The sequence below is a fragment of the Weizmannia sp. CD-2023 genome (assembly GCF_036225245.1).
Classification (GTDB): domain Bacteria; phylum Bacillota; class Bacilli; order Bacillales; family Bacillaceae_C; genus Weizmannia; species Weizmannia faecalis.
This window is the reverse complement of the sequence record NZ_JARTJQ010000027.1, coordinates 1-16682: the sequence shown is the minus strand read 5'-3', so window position 1 is coordinate 16682 and position 16682 is coordinate 1. Positions and strand designations below refer to the sequence as shown.

Annotated in this window: 12 protein-coding genes; 5 read left to right on the top strand and 7 right to left on the bottom strand. The window is 47.4% G+C overall.

Annotation, left to right across the window (positions count from 1 at the left end):
* Position 1: 1 nt before the first annotated feature.
* Positions 2-661 (bottom strand): HAD family hydrolase, encoded by a 660-nt coding sequence (locus P9687_RS03125; RefSeq protein WP_035189428.1) that lies wholly within the window; start codon positions 659-661, stop codon positions 2-4.
* Between the two features lie 345 nt (positions 662-1006).
* Between P9687_RS03125 and qoxA the strand changes: the two genes are divergently transcribed.
* The 4 genes from qoxA to qoxD are packed head-to-tail and all read left to right on the top strand — an operon-like array spanning position 1007 to position 4796.
* Positions 1007-1933: a cytochrome aa3 quinol oxidase subunit II gene (gene qoxA, locus P9687_RS03120; protein WP_035189427.1), complete on the top strand. Its 927-nt coding sequence runs from the start codon at positions 1007-1009 to the stop codon at positions 1931-1933.
* Between the two features lie 24 nt (positions 1934-1957).
* Positions 1958-3907 (top strand): cytochrome aa3 quinol oxidase subunit I, encoded by a 1950-nt coding sequence (gene qoxB / locus P9687_RS03115; RefSeq protein ID WP_035189426.1) that lies wholly within the window; start codon positions 1958-1960, stop codon positions 3905-3907.
* Positions 3904-4512 (top strand): cytochrome aa3 quinol oxidase subunit III, encoded by a 609-nt coding sequence (qoxC, locus tag P9687_RS03110; protein WP_017553873.1) that lies wholly within the window; start codon positions 3904-3906, stop codon positions 4510-4512. The genes qoxB and qoxC overlap by 4 nt, the downstream gene beginning before the upstream one ends.
* Positions 4512-4796 carry a cytochrome aa3 quinol oxidase subunit IV gene (qoxD, locus tag P9687_RS03105; RefSeq protein WP_029141973.1) on the top strand — a complete coding sequence of 95 codons (285 nt, stop codon included), beginning with the start codon at positions 4512-4514 and terminating at the stop codon, positions 4794-4796. The genes qoxC and qoxD overlap by 1 nt, the downstream gene beginning before the upstream one ends.
* A 178-nt stretch (positions 4797-4974) precedes the next feature.
* Here qoxD and P9687_RS03100 read toward each other — a convergent pair whose 3' ends face one another.
* The 5 genes from P9687_RS03100 to P9687_RS03080 form a co-directional block, all read right to left on the bottom strand.
* The gene (locus tag P9687_RS03100; RefSeq protein ID WP_017552232.1) at positions 4975-5718 is read right to left on the bottom strand and encodes an SDR family NAD(P)-dependent oxidoreductase; all 744 of its coding nucleotides are present in this window, start codon (positions 5716-5718) and stop codon (positions 4975-4977) included.
* A 209-nt stretch (positions 5719-5927) separates the two neighbouring features.
* Complete coding sequence (tagH, locus tag P9687_RS03095; RefSeq protein WP_017552234.1) at positions 5928-6740, bottom strand: teichoic acids export ABC transporter ATP-binding subunit TagH; 813 nt, start codon at positions 6738-6740, stop codon at positions 5928-5930.
* Between the two features lie 67 nt (positions 6741-6807).
* Positions 6808-7293 (bottom strand): VanZ family protein, encoded by a 486-nt coding sequence (locus P9687_RS03090; protein ID WP_035182391.1) that lies wholly within the window; start codon positions 7291-7293, stop codon positions 6808-6810.
* 256 nt (positions 7294-7549) lie between these two features.
* On the bottom strand, positions 7550-11971 hold the full coding sequence (locus tag P9687_RS03085) for a S8 family serine peptidase (RefSeq protein WP_168985912.1): 4422 nt from the start codon (positions 11969-11971) through the stop codon (positions 7550-7552).
* Positions 11972-12372: 401 nt separating this feature from the next.
* Complete coding sequence (locus tag P9687_RS03080; RefSeq protein ID WP_168985911.1) at positions 12373-14118, bottom strand: phospho-sugar mutase; 1746 nt, start codon at positions 14116-14118, stop codon at positions 12373-12375.
* 188 nt (positions 14119-14306) lie between these two features.
* Here P9687_RS03080 and P9687_RS03075 point away from each other — a divergent pair, with 188 nt between their 5' ends.
* Entirely contained in the window at positions 14307-15182 is an 876-nt protein-coding gene (locus tag P9687_RS03075) for a cation diffusion facilitator family transporter (RefSeq protein WP_199772165.1), read from the top strand.
* A 162-nt stretch (positions 15183-15344) separates the two neighbouring features.
* Here the strand turns inward: P9687_RS03075 and P9687_RS03070 are convergent, their stop codons facing one another.
* Complete coding sequence (locus tag P9687_RS03070; protein WP_035189414.1) at positions 15345-16331, bottom strand: acrylyl-CoA reductase family protein; 987 nt, start codon at positions 16329-16331, stop codon at positions 15345-15347.
* Between the last annotated feature and the right edge of the window lie 351 nt (positions 16332-16682).

Below are 16682 nucleotides of genomic sequence, written 5' to 3'. Positions count from 1 at the left end.
GTCAACGGCTTTCAATAAACCGGATTACTTCTTCAAGCGGCGTTTCTGCCATTGACCCGAGGCGGTGGTCAATCTCGCCGAACTTGAGGTCTTTTGTTACCCGGTTCGGGACGACTACGCATGCCATACCGGCGCGTTTTGCCGCAAGCGACCCGTTTGGCGAATCTTCGAAGACGAGGCATTGTTCCGGTTCCACGCCGAGACAGCCGGCCGCTTTCAAATACAAAGCTGGGTCCGGTTTGACTTTTTCAACGTCATCGGAAGATTTGATGCAGTCAAAATAAGCGAGAAGGCCAAGCTGGCGCAAATAGCGGTGCAGCCATTTCCTGTCAGAGCTTGAAGCCAGTCCGACTTTAAGCCCGAGGTTCTTGGCCGACTTTAAATAATCTTCCACGCCTTCGCGGGCCGCGCCTTTTTCGAGCCGTTTTAAAAACATTTCCTCCAGCTCGTGGTCCAGTTTTTCTGTATCAAGCGGCTTTTTGATCTGCTCTTCAAGATATTTAAACGGCTTAAAACCCGAATGCGTGCCTACCCCCTTTCCCCATAGTTCAAGCGGCATCTCGCAATTGTAGCCGCGAAAAATTTCACAAAGCGCTTCATAGTGTTCCGATTCCGTATCCATAATCAGCCCGTCGAAATCAAAAATCACAGCTTTTATCATCCGTAAAACCCCTTTCTGTTTCCCTTAACATTATACGTTAAAAACACTTTTCCTCCCAAAATGGTTTTGAAATCTTTTCCAAAATATTAAATACCGTATTCCTTCACAAAGTTGTAAATTATTTCTGGATAATGCCAGTATTTGACAATTCTATGAAAAATATATGAACTTTTTATGAAATTTTTATGAAACATGGCGGAATAAGGGTAAAAGACAATACATCTATATTTTTTTAATGTAAAATAGGTTAGCACCATAATAAAGGTGAAAAAATAAAAGTACCACCTTTTTTTCATTTGCTTTTATTTGTACACTATTTTACCAAACCGGAAGGAGAGAAAAAATGTGTTGAGGAAACTACCTTGGAAACTGGTGCTGCTTTTGTCCCTCACATCGCTCTTTTTGCTCGGCGGATGTGACACCAAATTTGCAGTGCTCGACCCACAAGGCCCAATGGCGCGGGAACAATATCATTTGATTGTTTACTCATCCATCTTAATGGCCTTTGTATTCGTCGTTGTCCTTGGGTTGTATCTTTATATGGTGATAAAATACAGGGCGTCGCGTCTGCCGGCTGATTATAAACCGCCGCAAATCCACGGCCATAAAGTGCTGGAAACGGTGTGGACCATTATCCCGGTGCTGATTATTATCGCCATTGCCATTCCAACCGTTAAAGCAAACTATTCGGTTGAAGAAACGCCAAAATCCATGAAAAGCGAAAAACCTTTAACGATTTATGTCACGTCATCGGAATGGAAATGGATTTTCAGTTATCCGGAACAGGGCATTGAAACCGTTAACTATGTAAACATCCCGGCTGGGCGGCCAATCAATTTCGAATTGACATCATCCGGTACGATGGCATCTTTCTGGATCCCTGAACTTGGCGGACAGAAATATACGATGCCGAACATGACGATGAGGCTGATTCTGGCTGCAGACCACCCTGGCGAATATACAGGAAGAAACGCAAACTTCAACGGGGAAGGCTTTGCAAAGATGGACTTCGATGTGTTGGCCCAAACACCGAAAGATTTTAATGCGTGGGTGAAGGAAGTCAAAAGCAGAGCGCCTCAAATGAAAAAATCGGATTATGAAAAACTGATTAAAAAAGAAGGCCTCGTAGGAAGACAGACTTACACGGGAACCCATTTAAAATGGGATAAACCGGATGAACAAAAAAGCTATTATGAAGAATCGGAAAAAGGTGAGAAACAAAATCACCATCACCACCACGATATGTCCGGTATGGATATGGGCGGAAAATAATCATTGGAATAGGAGGAAAACAGTGTGAAACTTAGTGATTTTTTCGTCACCGGTGAACCGGCCATATATGCCGCCGAAGTTGGCATGGCACTTGGCGCGGCCGCTGTGATCTTTTCTCTAACCTATTTCAAGAAATGGAAATGGTTATGGAAAGAATGGCTGACAACCGTTGACCATAAAAAAATCGGGATTATGTACATTATCGTTGCGGTATTAATGTTATTCCGCGGCGGTGTCGATGCTTTAATGATGAGAACACAGCTTGCACTGCCGAACCAGCATCTGCTTGATGCCAACCATTATGACGGGATCTTTACGACCCACGGGGTTGTCATGATCTTATTTATGGCGATGCCGTTTTTGTTCGGCCTGATTAACGTTGCTGTTCCGCTCCAAATCGGGGCGCGCGATGTTGCCTTCCCGCTTTTGAACGCATTCAGCTTCTGGGCAATGGTTGCAGGGATGTGCCTCTTTAATATTTCATTTATTATCGGGGGTTCCCCTACTGCCGGCTGGACGAACTACTTCCCGCTTGCAGGCACGGAATTTACAAAAGGTGTCGGAAACAACTATTATGCAATGGGCCTGCAGCTTTCCGGGATCGGGACACTGGCAACAGCCGTGAACTTCATTGTCACGATTCTGAAAATGAGGGCGCCGGGCATGACATTAATGAAAATGCCGATGTTCGTATGGTCTACTTTGATTACTTTTATCATCGTGCTTTTTGCTTTCCCTGTTTTGACAGTGGCTTTGGCAGAAGTAACGTTTGACCGTACTTTCGGCGCACACTTCTTTACCATGGGTTCAGGCGGCAGCCCGATGTTATGGGCAAACTTGTTCTGGATCTGGGGCCACCCGGAAGTGTACATTGTGTTGCTGCCATCTCTTGGGATTTACGCGGACATTATCGCTACATTCTCGGGTAAACGATTGTTTGGATATGCCTCCATGGTCGTTGCGATGGCTGGTATCGCATTCTTCAGTTATTTCACATGGGTTCACCACTTCTTTACAATGGGGAACACAGCAGTCGTAAACTCGTTCTTCTCGATCTCAACGATGATTATCGCGATACCAACGGGTGTCAAATTATTTAACGAAATCTTTACATTGCATAAAGGGAAAATTAGAACAACAACGCCTATGCTTTGGTCGCTTGCCTTTATCCCGACATTTTTGATCGGCGGGGTTACGGGTGTTATGCTTTCCATGGCAGCAGCAGACTATCAATATCACAATTCATATTTCCTGATTGCCCACTTCCACTATACATTGATTCCGGCAGTCGCCTATGCATGTTTCGCAGGGCTCCACTACTGGTATCCGAAAATGTTCGGCTATATGCTGAATGAAAAACTGGGCAAAATTACGTTCTGGTTGTGGATGGTCGGCTTTAACCTTTGCTTCCTGCCGCAATTCTTTGTCGGCCTCGACGGAATGGCGCGCCGGATGTACACTTATGAAGCAGGACTTGGCTGGACAGGTTGGAACTTCGCCTCTACAGTAGGTGCCTATATCATGGGGATTGGGTTCCTCGTCCTGGCTTGGAACATTGTTTACAGCATTAAACATGGCGTTCGCGACACGACCGGTGATCCTTGGGATGGCCGCACATTAGATTGGGCAACCCCTACACCGGTTCCGGAATATAACTTTGCGAAACAGCCGGTTGTCTCTACACTTGATGCGTTCGCAGAATACAAAGAAAACGGCACACCGATTTACCGGGATGAAGAGTACAAACCGATCCATATGCCAAATAACTCGGCAATGCCATTTTTCTCCGCTGTATCGATGGGCCTTGCAGGTTTCGGCCTTGTCTGGTCCTGGTGGTGGCTCGCCATTCTCGGCGGTTTGATGATGCTCGGCTGCCTTGCGTGGAGATCGTTTGACCCGGATAAAGGGCACTATATCAGTGTAGAAGAAATCATTCGCACAGAAAATACAAGAGCAGGAGGTGTAAAACGATGAGCGACGAACATTTGGATACATCATTGCCCCTCGAATACCAGCGCAATCAGGACCGTTTAACCATTTTCGGTTTCTGGGTTTTCCTGGCGGCTGAAATCACTTTGTTTGCAACGCTGTTTGCAACGTATTTTACACTCCAGCACCAAACAGCAGGCGGGCCTGTTCAGCAGGACATCTTTGAGCTCAAAGGTGTCCTGATTGAAACCTTTGTCCTTTTGACAAGCAGTTTTACATGCGGAATTGCCGTCTTCAATATGCGCAACCGGAATAAAGGCGCGATGCTCGGCTGGTTTATCGTTACCCTTCTTCTCGGTTTAACTTTCGTCGGCTTTGAAATCAATGAATTTGTCACGTACGTTCATGATGGGGCAACACTGCCGACAAGCGCATTCCTTTCCGCATTCTATGTATTGCTCGGAACGCACGGATGCCACGTTTCCCTCGGGATTTTATGGGGAATATCGATTATTATACAACTGATCCGCCGCGGTTTAACGCCGATGACGGCACGCAAATTTTTCGTTGTAAGTATTTACTGGCACTTCCTTGATGTTGTCTGGATCTTTATCTTCACTTTCGTTTATTTAGGAGGGTTGATGAAATAATGGAGCATCATTCAAAATATCCGATCGGCCATGTCATCGGTTTTCTGCTTTCAATCGTATTGACCCTTGTGGCACTGTATGTTGCTTTGTATACCAACCTTTCTAAAACGGCGATCATCTGGACAATCGGATTGTTTGCCTTCCTCCAGGCTGGCGTGCAATTATTTATGTTCATGCACGTCAAAGAAGGCGAAAACGGAAAGATCAATGTCAGCAATATGATCTACAGCATCATCATTGCGATCGTCGTTGTTTACGGAACCATCTGGGTTATGCACTTTTAACCAAAAAAACCTGCATCCTTTTAGCGGATGCAGGTTTTTTTATGGCTTGTCCGGACAGACGCATTTGCAAATACGGCCAAATCGGCGATTCTTCCCGAGGGCCGGTTTATGGCTTGAACGCATCAACCGGTATCAACCCGGACCGGATGGATGCCTTTTGGCGCTGGTTATGCCGCACTTATTGCGCTGTATAACCGCCGTCCACGAGCAGGGCAATGCCGGTTACAAATTCATTTTCGCACAGGAACACGATGGCATGGGCGATTTCATCCGCACGCCCGAGCCGGCCGATCGGATGCCTTGCGACAAGGCCGTCATAAAAATCGCCGAGTGCTTCCTTATTCACCATGCCGGTTTCAACATACCCCGGGTTCACCGCATTCACGCGAATGCCTTTTGATGCATATTCAAGGGCCAGCGACTTTGTCATCAGGTTGACGGCACCTTTGCTTGCATTGTAGGCAAAAGCGCCCGGTTCGCCGACGTACCCTAAAATAGAGGATGTATTGACAATACAGCCACCGCCTGTTTTCAACATTTCACGGATGGCATATTTCGAACCGAAAAATACACCGTTTTGATTGACGGAAATGACCTTTTGATAGTCTTCAAAGCTCAATTCATGGGTTGTGGCCATGACGCCAATGCCGGCATTATTCACCATAATATCCACTCTGCCGTACCGGTTGACGGTTTCTGCGATAAGATCGGCGACGGACTGTTCATCAGATGCATCGGCACGAATAAAGCATACATCCGCTCCTTTTTCTTTAAGTTCCTTTTCAACCGCTTTGCCGCTTTCTTCGTTGTAATCGGAAATGACCACTTTCGCCCCTTTTTCCGTAAAAGCTTTTGCGGTTGCAAGCCCGATCCCGGAAGCGCCGCCTGTGACAATTGCAATTTTATTTTCTAAGCTGGCCATTATGATTCCCTCCCATTGTGAGTATGTACACATTTTCACTATACCGCTAAAAAGTAAGCGCTGTCAATTTTTATATCTATTTTTTGCGAAAAACAGTTTGCCTGGCTGGAATCGTTCTTCAGCCGTTCACTCCCGGTTTTCCAGCGAAAATCCCGGTAAGCAAAAAGCGGCTGCCCGGCACGCAACAAGCATTCCGGGCAGCCGCCTCCTTATTCTGCCACTTTTTCTTTTCTTTCTTTGCTCCGTTTTTCGAGAATCATCTGTTTGAAGTTTTTCTGTTTGTCTTTTGGCCATGATTTGAATTCTTTCAGGAACTTTTCGTAATTTGGCAGGACATCATCGATCGCGCCGTATTGCTTAATTTCCCCTGCTTCCAGCCACATCGCTTTCTCGCAAAATTTCTTTACCTGGCCCATCGAGTGGCTGATGAAAAAGATCGTTTTGCCCGCATCCTTGAATTCATTCATCTTCTCAAAACATTTATCGGCAAATGTCTGGTCGCCGACTGATAACGCCTCGTCAATGACAAGAATATCAGGGTCAACGTTGACCGAGATGGCAAATCCGAGCCGTGACTTCATCCCGCTTGAATATTTTTTAACAGGCTGATCAATGAACTGCCCGATATCCGCAAATTCAATAATTTGCGGGGTTAGCTCCTTAATCTGCTTTTTTGTGAACCCAAGCATCAGGCATTTCAGTTCAATATTTTCAAGGCCTGACAATTCATTGTTTAAGCCGGAGTTGATGGCAATCAGCGATGTTTCGCCGTTTAATTCAATCGTTCCGGTTGTGGGCGGAATAATGCCGGTAATCAGATTGGACAAGGTTGATTTGCCGGCGCCGTTAACGCCGATCACGCCGATGACATCCCCGTTGCTCGCCTCAAAAGAAATATTCTGCAGGGCGTAAAAATCATCCCCGTAACCGCCCGGCAAAATGATGTCGAGAATTTTTTCCGAATTGCTCCGGTACATTTTATACTTTTTCGAAACGTTTTTAAATCTGACAGATATGCTCATAGATTAGAACTCCCTGTTGTATATTCAATACGATTATTATAAAGAAACAAATGCCGTTCGTTAAGCATTATCGGGATTTTTTCCTTCGCGTAAACCATAAAAACAGACAGACGCCAATCATGATTCCGAAGCTGTCAAAAGTGATGACATCTATAAAATGCCCTGTTCTGCCGCTGACAAAACTTTGATGCCATTCGTCAAGATTGGCATAGAGAAAACTTGCCAGAAAGCCGGCCGGAACTGCAAAACGGACAGGAACCAAAACCGTGCGCAAAGTTAGAAGGATCAGCAAAGTACAGACGGCATATTCCGCCACATGGCAGGATTTCCGGATCCAGAATTCAATAAAATCATACGGCAGCGTTGACGTGACAAGCGCACCCCCGTAATAAAATTCGATTTTCGGCAATGTGTTTGCATCGAGGTGTACCAGCTTTTCCAGTTCCGGCCGCATGTCCTGTTCCTTATAGGGCTGGTTGGAGAAAAGAAACATGGCAGCCATAAACAGGATGCAGAGACCTGCAAGCACCAGCGCGCTTTGTTTTTTCTTCATGAGCAATGGCAAAGCCTCCTATTCGCTCTTTCCATTTTACATGAGTAAGAAAAATGTTGCATCCTTTTTGGGCGTTTTTCTTCCAACGGACAAAAAAAGAAGCCGCCCTTTTCAGCCGTTTCCGCGGAAGAAAAAAGCATGGCATTTGCCCTTTATCATAAGCAAAAAAACCGGGACGGCTCCCGGCCTTTTTGGCCCTGAAACGTTATGCTCCTTTTGAAAAGCGATATCGTTTTGAATGGGGTGATCCGCTCTCCTATTTTTGTACCGTAATCGTTTTAGCGTCGCTCCAAATGCCGTTTTTAACAGCATACAACGACAATTTTGCGCCTGCCTTTTGCTTTTTGATTTTCACGGTGAACCTGCCATTTTTTCCGGCAACAGCATGGCCGATTGCCGTTTTTCCGGTTTTGACATAGACTTTGGACCCGCTAAGTGCAGTTCCGGTCACTTTCGTTGCGCCTGCTTTAACGCCCTGTGCGGACGGTGCCGGCGGTTTTACGGTTGTGGCTGCGGCCTTTCCTGTATGGCGCGCTGCATCGGTTGCATAGACATACAGTTTTTTGCCAATGCTTTGCGATTGTATCTTGACCGCAAATTTCCCGTTTTTATCGGCTTTTCCGGTTCCAATTGTTGTTTTACCGGCTTTCACCGTGATTTTCGCATATGGCTCCGCTGTGCCGGTGACCTTTTTTGAAAAGTTGGTGACGGTCCGCACTTTTGGCGGAGGTGGCGGTGTTTCATCCGCTACTTTCACTTGCACCGTTCTGCTGGCATAGCCGGTGCTTGTTTGTTTGGCCGAGACGGATAATACTGTGCCCGCTTTTTGTTTCGGAATCGGGACGGAGAATTTACCGTTTTTTACAGCCGCGCTGCCAAGCTTTTTAGAACCGGCTTTTACTTCGACAACAAGGCCGCTTTTGGCGGAGCCCGTCACTTTCGTATCCCGGTCACCCACTTTGTCCACATGCGATGGCTTCGGCGGAATTTTAATGACTGCCAGTTCAGTGATGTTGCCAGCAAAATCTTCTGCTTTAAAAACATTTTTCCCGTCTGCCAGTTTGAGCGTCATCGTTTTGCTGAATTTCCGCATGGCAAACTGGTCCCCGCTCTTTACGTCCTTGCCGAATGGATGATTGAAAATTTCATTCCCGTTTTCCGTGAAACGGAGCCGGTCAAAATTGTCCGTTACCGTCACCTTGACAGTCCCTGCTTCTGTCCGATTGTCGTTCGGCAAACCATCCGCTTTGATTTCCGGTTCTGTCGAGTCAATGATCACTTTTCTGTTGAATTCCATTTTATTTTGTTTTTCATCGATAGCGGAAATTTTCAGGTCAAATATGCCGTCTTTTTTGAACCGGATCGGTTGGCCGGCCATTGTTGAATCAAACAAATAAGTTCCGTCCACATCCTCATCTACCGGTATTTTCACCGGCGAAACAGCCAAATCTTTTCCTTCCACCGTAACAAATCTGACTTTATACGGACTCGTAATCGTTCCGTATACATCTATATCCCTTGAATCATACGGTGTCAGCGCAAACGGCTCCTCCAAATGGATGCCGGAAACAGCATTTTTCCCGCTTACTGTTTTAGTGGCATGGTTACCGGCATAATCGTAGGCTGTTACGGTAATCGATTGATTGGCTTTCACGCTGAGCGGGACATGGTACGTTTGTCCGGCGTCCGGCTCCACTGCGCCTTCCAAATTCCCGTCAACAAACAGCAGGATGTATTGAACGCCGCTTCCCCCGTTGTCCATGGCGGAAAAGCTGACTTCATCGGCGTCATGGTCATAGCTGATATGGCTGATCTCCGGCACTTTTGTGTCGACCAGTACAGGAATCTGCATCGTCTGCCCCGGTTTTCCGGAATCGCCCGGTGTTGTCCTAATCTGGTAATAATACTTTCCGTCCGCTACTTTTTTATTGTTCGCAGTGCCGTCCCATGTCGTCTCATCCGGAAGATAAGTATACGGCAGGTCATCCCAGATGTTTTTCGGCAAATCATACTCAGTATAGAGCTTCCGGATTTCTTTTTTGTTCCCGTCCAAAATGCTGAATTCGGCCATTTTGCTGTTCCGCAAGAAAGACAGGACCGGTGTTGCAGTATCGCCCGAACCATCCTCGTCCGGCGAAATGGCAATTTTATTTTGGTCGAAATGGTTTTCTTCAAATAGATCCTCGCCGAGGTAGTAACCGTCTCCATCCACCATGCCGGAGATTTGGAAAAATGACTGTTTCCAGTTATACACCATCTGGTCAAGTACAGGTGCCTTCCCCCAATCCCCTTTAAAACCGGAATAAGGGACGGACAAATCCGGAAGCCCAGATCCTTCTTCATGGAACGTGACAAAACCGTCAACAAAGTAGCCGTTTTTCATTTTCTTTGCCAAATTCGCATCCGCCCTAGACAAGTCAATCGTAATCGTGATGTCTTTTGACCCGCCTTTTGGAATGTTCACAGACGGATTGTCTATCGTGACAGTGGCGCCTTCGATTTCCGCGGAAGATAACGCCAGCTTGCCTTGCGCATCGACCCTGTCCGCGACCGGTTTTGTGCTAACGGTATATTCAGCGTCTCGATTGCCAAAGTTGGTTGCTGTTAAGGTAAAAGAAAATTTGTTGGCGCTGATTTCTTTAAGCGCCACTTTTCCGTCGCTTGTCCCTTTCCGGACAATATACACCGGCGTTGTCACCGCCCTGTCGATTTGCATCAGCCCTGCGCCTTGCTTCCGCGGCGAATAAAACGTTTTGGAATCCGGGTCTGTTAGCGGCATTGCCGTGTTCATGAGCAGTGTCTTTGCCCGTTTTATTTTATCTGCGCCTTTTAGTGACGGAAATGCAGACTGGATGTACTGCAATACAAGCGCAGCGCCGCCCGCAACATGCGGGGTGGCCATCGATGTGCCGCTCATGGTGCCGTACTGGTCATTGTTTAATGTCGAATAAATTTCCCCGCCAGGTGCCGTGATTTCCGGCTTGAAGTCCAAGTTGGACGCCGTTCCCCAAGAGGAGAAAAAGCTCATTTTTCCGGCTTCTGGATTTTGGATTTCGGCTTTCTTTCCGGTAAAGGTGAGGCTTACCTGTTTTCCTTCCGATAAAGCGGCTTTCATCGCTTCCCCGTCCGCCTGCAATACCGAAATTTGCGGAATCTTGATGAACCGGTCTGAAGCCATTTCGAGAATACCGCTTTCATTATTGTAAATGATGGCCCCATTAGCGCCAGCACTTTGGGCATTGGCTGTTTTTTCAATAAGATTTGTATTGCCGCCGCGCGCCATCAAAGCGTATTTGCCCGATAGATCTTTCCCTGCAAAATCTTCTGCTGTGCCATACCCGCAATCCACAACATCGTATGTTTTGTTTACGACATCGTTCGGGTGCCTGCTTCCTGCCGAGAAAAATGGAATGGAGGCCGTCTTTCCACCTGCAACTGTATAATCAAGCAGATCAGCATGGACATTCGTATTTTCCATCGAGGCAACAGACATGGCATTCGGTGCGGTACCCGGTGCATTGACGGTGCCAATGTCCGGGTTGGATGCGAACGGGCTATGTTCTTCCCCGCCAATTTGGCCTTCGTTTCCGGCTGCAACGGACATGAAGATCCCATTGTCGACTGCGCGGCTGACCGCTTTTTGTTCCGGATCATTCCCGTCCGTGGAAACATCCGGCGTGCCAAAACTCATGTTTAATACGTCCGCACCGAGTTTAATGGCATCATCAATGGCTTTCATATAAATGTCGCCGTACGTATATGCCTGATCCTGGTCATTGCTGTACACTTTTAGCGCCAAAAGCTGGGCCTCAGGTGCAATCCCTTTCACGCCGCCTTCCGATTCATTGCCGTTTGCCGCCGCAATGCCCGAGACATGCATGCCGTGCATGGAAGCGCCGTCCCCTTCATCTATAATGTTGGTATTTTTATCTGCATAGTTATAGCCGTACGGGACTTTTGCCGTAAAATATTTCCCGGGAAGGGCATCTTTTTTTACGAGGTCGGAGACTTTTGCCTGGGTCAGTTTCGGCACCGTGCCTTCCGACAGCACCATATCTTTGTGGCGGTAGTCGATCCCTGTATCAATGACGCCGATGACCATGCCTTGCCCTTTATACTTTAAATTCCACGTTTCAGGCGCGCCGGTAAGGCCGTTGCTGGATACGGATTGTAGCTTGTCCTGCGGCCGTTTATACCGGTTGACGATATAAACATGGGATACATTTTCAATTTTCTTTAATTCTTTTATTTTGCCGTATGGGATGGTGCCGCTGATGCCGTTAGCCACTGTTGTAAACTGGTTTTCTACCTTAAGCGACAGTTTTTTGGACCGGATGGCTGAAAGAACACCAGATTGCTGGTTTTTGATTTGTTGCTGGAGTTCTGTTTTTTTGTCTTTGGAGAGATCTTTATAGCGGATGCCGCGCTTTGTTGCGTAAGTAATGGCCGGCGAGCCGGCGAGCTCAATGATGACGCGCACTTGCCGGTCCTCTTTATATTTTTCCGCCTGATCGAGCCCGTCCGGTTTCTTGCGGTCAGGCATTTTCACCAATGGATTCGTTTTCTCTTTTCCGGCGGCTTTTGATTTCGATGGCGCCAACAGGATCCCGTTTGAAAAAATGAGTACAACCGTTAAAAGCAAGAATACTAGTTTTTTAGCCGTACCGGCATTTTTCATTCTCTTTCCCCCTTAATTGCACATCCAAAGGCAACCAAATGGCTGATCCGGCCGAAATGAAACCGGTATCAATATTTTGGATTTTTTTGCCGAAAGGTGCATCTGCCCAGAATATATCATGCCTTATTTTTAAAGTAAAGAAAAATCAGGCTCATTTTTTCGGCAAATTTCTGCAAGTTATGCCTGCTTTTGCAGAAAGGGCAATTGTACTGAACCTGCATGAAAAGAGGATAGAAGGGCCGAGGCAAAAAGCAGGGGCGGCAAATTCGGGGGCGGTCCCGGAGAGATGGCCGGATCGGTGAAAATGTTGATCCGCCTGGGCTGCGGTAGTCCGGCAGTATTCTGCAATAATGCAAAAAAACGCCCCGGACGTTGGATCCGCCCGGGGGACCCCATAAATACTATTCAAGCATACGATTTACGAGATTCATAACTTCATCGCTTAAGCGTTTGTTCCGTTGTTCGCTCTCCGCGAGGCTGTCCGCTTTCACACCAAAGTAGAACTTCACTTTCGGTTCTGTTCCGGACGGGCGCATGCAGAACCATGAACCGTCTTCAAGGAAAAATTTCAGCACATTGGACTTTGGCAGTTCAATTTTTGACGTTTCTCCCGTTTTCGCGTTGGTCCGCACTTGTGATTGATAATCCTCGCGGGCGGATACCGGGATGCCCGCCACTTCTGTTAACGGATGGGCACGGAAGTTGGCAAGGATGCCGGCGATTTTTTCCGATCCTTCTTTTCCTTTCAAAGTGAGCGATGTTAAGGATTCCTTATAGTAGCCGTACTGTTCGAAAATGTCAAGCAGGCCTTCATACAATGTTTTTCCCATCGACTTATAGTAAGCGGCCACCTCCGCAGCAAGCACTGCCGACTGCACCGCATCTTTATCGCGCACAAAATCGCCGATTAAATAACCATAGCTTTCTTCATACCCGAATAAGAAAGTATGGGCACCGGTTTTTTCAAACTCTTTGATTTTTTCACCGATGAATTTAAAACCGGTCAAAGTGTCGATCGTCGGGATGCCGAAAGACCGGGCAATATCGCGGCCGATTTCTGACGTCACAATCGTTTTGATGACAATACCGTTTTCAGGCAATGTCCCTTGCTTTTGTTTTTGTGTTAAAAGATAATGAAGCAGTAATGCACCTGTTTGGTTACCAGTTAAAACCTCGTATTTTCCTTCCGGGTTTTTTACGGCAACGCCAAGGCGGTCAGTGTCCGGGTCGGTGCCAAGCAAAATGTCAGCGCCGATTTCTTCGCCGTAGCGGATGGCAAGTTCAAAAGCGGCATGTTCTTCCGGATTTGGCGATTTTACTGTTGAGAACTCGGAATCCGGCAATTCCTGTTCTTTTACAACGGTGACGTTTTGAAAACCGAAATTTTTAAGGCCGCGGCGGACCGGGAGATTGCCTGTCCCATGCAGCGGCGTATAGACGATTTTGAAAGAATCTGCAACCGAGCTGATCACTTCCTTGTTTTGACGGAGTTTGATGAGCTGGTCCTGGTAAGCTTTGTCTACATTTTCGCCGATATAAACGAGCAAGCCTTTTTCGATCAGATACTTTTCTTCGCCGACTTCGACAAGCAGCTCATTTTCGACACGGTTCACATATCCTGTCAGTTCGTCCGCTTCTTTCGGCGGCATCTGCCCGCCATCCGGCCCGTAAACTTTGTAGCCGTTGTATTCTTTCGGGTTATGGCTCGCTGTGATGACAACGCCGGCATAAGCGTTCAAGTACCGGACCGCAAAGGACAAAAGCGGCGTCGGATGGAGGGAATCAAATAAATAGGCTTTGATCCCGTGCTTGCCAAGCGTTTTTGCGGTTTCAAGCGCAAACTCCGGCGACTTGCGTCTTGAATCGTAGGCAATCGCGACCCCGCGGTTTACGGCTTCTTCCCCTTGGTCGAGAATGAAGTTTGCCAGCCCTTCTGATGCTTTCCGGACTGTATAAATATTCATGCGGTTCGTGCCGGCGCCCAGCTCCCCGCGCATACCACCCGTTCCGAACTCGAGGTTTTTATAAAAGCGGTCTTCCAGATTTTTTTCATCCCCGCTCACACCGGATAATTCTGCTTTTAATGTGGCATCCAGCTCTGCAAAGCGGTTCCATTTTTCATAAGAAGTTTTCCAATCAGTGCTCATGTTGGCCTCCTGTAAAAATTTTTCTATTTCCATATTAGCATAAATTTGTTGAAATCCCAGACCTTAATGAATGTGAAGGCGAATTTTCCCGCATCTAACTTTTATAGTGGCCGGAAAAAACGTTGCTGTAGACCCACCCTGCCCTTCATTGTTATGATAGAGAAGTAAACCAATTGGAAGTGAATGCAATGAATGAAGAAAAATACCAAAATTTAAAATTAGGCGAGTATGGCATTATGGTCAGCATGGCGGCCTATTTAAGCCTGTCGGTGCTGAAACTGGTAATTGCCTTCTATACGGATTCAAGCGCCCTGAAGGCAGACGGGCTGAACAATATTACGGACATCCTGTCTTCGATCGCCGTCCTGATCGGGCTTCGCCTCTCCCGGAAACCGGCGGACCGCGACCATCCTTACGGGCATTGGAAAGCGGAAAATGTCGCCTCCATGGTTGCTTCTCTCATTATGATGGCGGTCGGCATCCAGGTGCTCTATGATGCCATTGTCTCGATCATACATGGAAAATCCGAATCCCCGGATATGGCTGCGGCATGGACCGGATTCCTTTGTGCCGCCGTCATGTTTTTTGTCTATTTGTACAATAAACGATTATCAAAGCGCATCAATAGCCAGGCGGTGCGGGCAAGCGCGATGGATAATTTGTCCGATGCCTGGGTGAGTATCGGCGCGAGCATCGGCATCATCGGTTCGCAGTTCCATCTTCCGTGGCTTGACCCGGCGGCTGCGATTGTTGTCGGCTTATTGATTTGCAAAACCGCCTGGGAAATTTTCCGTGATACTTCCCATCTTTTAACAGACGGATTTGATGAGTCGGAGCTGGAAAATTATAAAGCGAAAGTATTAAGTGTAGCCGGCGTCCAAAGCGTGAAGGATATTAAAGCGCGGCAGTACGGAAACAATACGGTCATTGATCTTGTCATCGGCGTTGATCCGTCTCTTGATTTGCGTCATGCCCATGACATTTCCACAAAAGTGGAGAATTCACTGATCCGCGATTGTGAAGTATATGAGGTCATTGTGCATGTAGAGCCGGCGGAAAGCTGAAACCCGACTCTGCATGCATGCCAGCCGGTGATGGAGGTGCATTCGAAGGAAAGGTAAAACCCGGAATGGATAAAAGCACGCCAGCCGGTGCCTTTATCCATTTAACCAGCGCTTTTTCTGGATGGTAAAAAAGGATGCGCGAGTGCCACGCATCCTTTTTTGTTACATTTTTACAATTGTCCGGCCCTGGAGCTTGCCTTCCAAAATATCCGAAAGTGCGGCCGGAACTTGCTCAAGGCTGATTTCCCGGACAATTTCACTTGTCAAATGTTCCGGTTTGAATTCGCCAGCAAGTTTTTCCCAAACTTTCACGCGGAGATCCATCGGGCAAAAAACAGAATCAATCCCGATCCAGCTGACGGCCCGCCCGAGAAACGGGGTTACGGTTGTTTTGACTTCCCTTCCGCCGGTGAGGCCGCTCGTTGCCACCGCCCCGCCGTACTGCAGGGAGCTGATGATGTATTGTGTCGTTTTCCCGCCGACGGGATCGACAGCCGCTGCCCATTCCGTTTTGCGGATCGGCCGGTCTTCATGGTCCATAACGGCCTCCCTATCAAGGATGCGGGCCGCACCGAGCCGTTTCAAATAAGCGTGTGCCTCTTTTTTCCCGGTTGAGGCCGTGACTTCATAACCCCTTTTTGCCAAAATATCGACAGCGACACTGCCGACACCGCCGCTTGCTCCGGCAACAAGCACCGGCCCTTGTCCCGGTTTGAGCCCGTGGTCTTCCAGTTTTTGCACGGACAGCGCTGCCGTAAAGCCGGCTGTCCCTAAAATCATGGATTCTCTTAATGTCAGCCCTTTCGGAAGCGGTACCACCCAGGCAGCCGGCACGCGCGCCATTTCACTGAATCCGCCGAAATGCCCGGTGCCCAGCTTATAGCTTGTGACGATCACTTCATCGCCTTCTTTAAAGCGGCTGTCAGCGGATGCAAGCACCGTCCCTGCCAAATCAATTCCCGGTATAAATGGATACGATTTGACAAAGTCCCCTTTCACGCCAACAAGCGCATCTTTGTAATTGACACTTGAATAGGCGACTTTTACGGTGACTTCCGCTGCCGGCAGCCGGCCCGTATCCCATTCCTGTACGGAGCGTGCCGGCTGTGATGCATTTTCCATGACCAATGCACGAAAAGTTTCTTTCAATGCAAAGCACCTCTTTTTACTCGGCTCTTGTCAAGTCAAGATTGTATTGGTAAACTTCCTGATCTGAAGAAAGTTTGTACCCTTTATTCGGATTGTAATCGATGATGACTTTCTCACCGAGCTGTTTTTGGCTTGCCTTCGATACAAGGAGCGGAATGCCATAAACAGTGAACTACCCTCCACTTATCAACCTTACGGTTTGATTGAAGTGGGGGCTTCTCGACTTATCGTTGCTTTTACTAGCCAACGAAAACTGACCGAGCTAACCCTCTTGTTCCAAGAGTTTTGTTACTTATGATAACGCTAATAAGCGTATACCTTCATTTTTAATATTGATTGCTGAATTGTGAT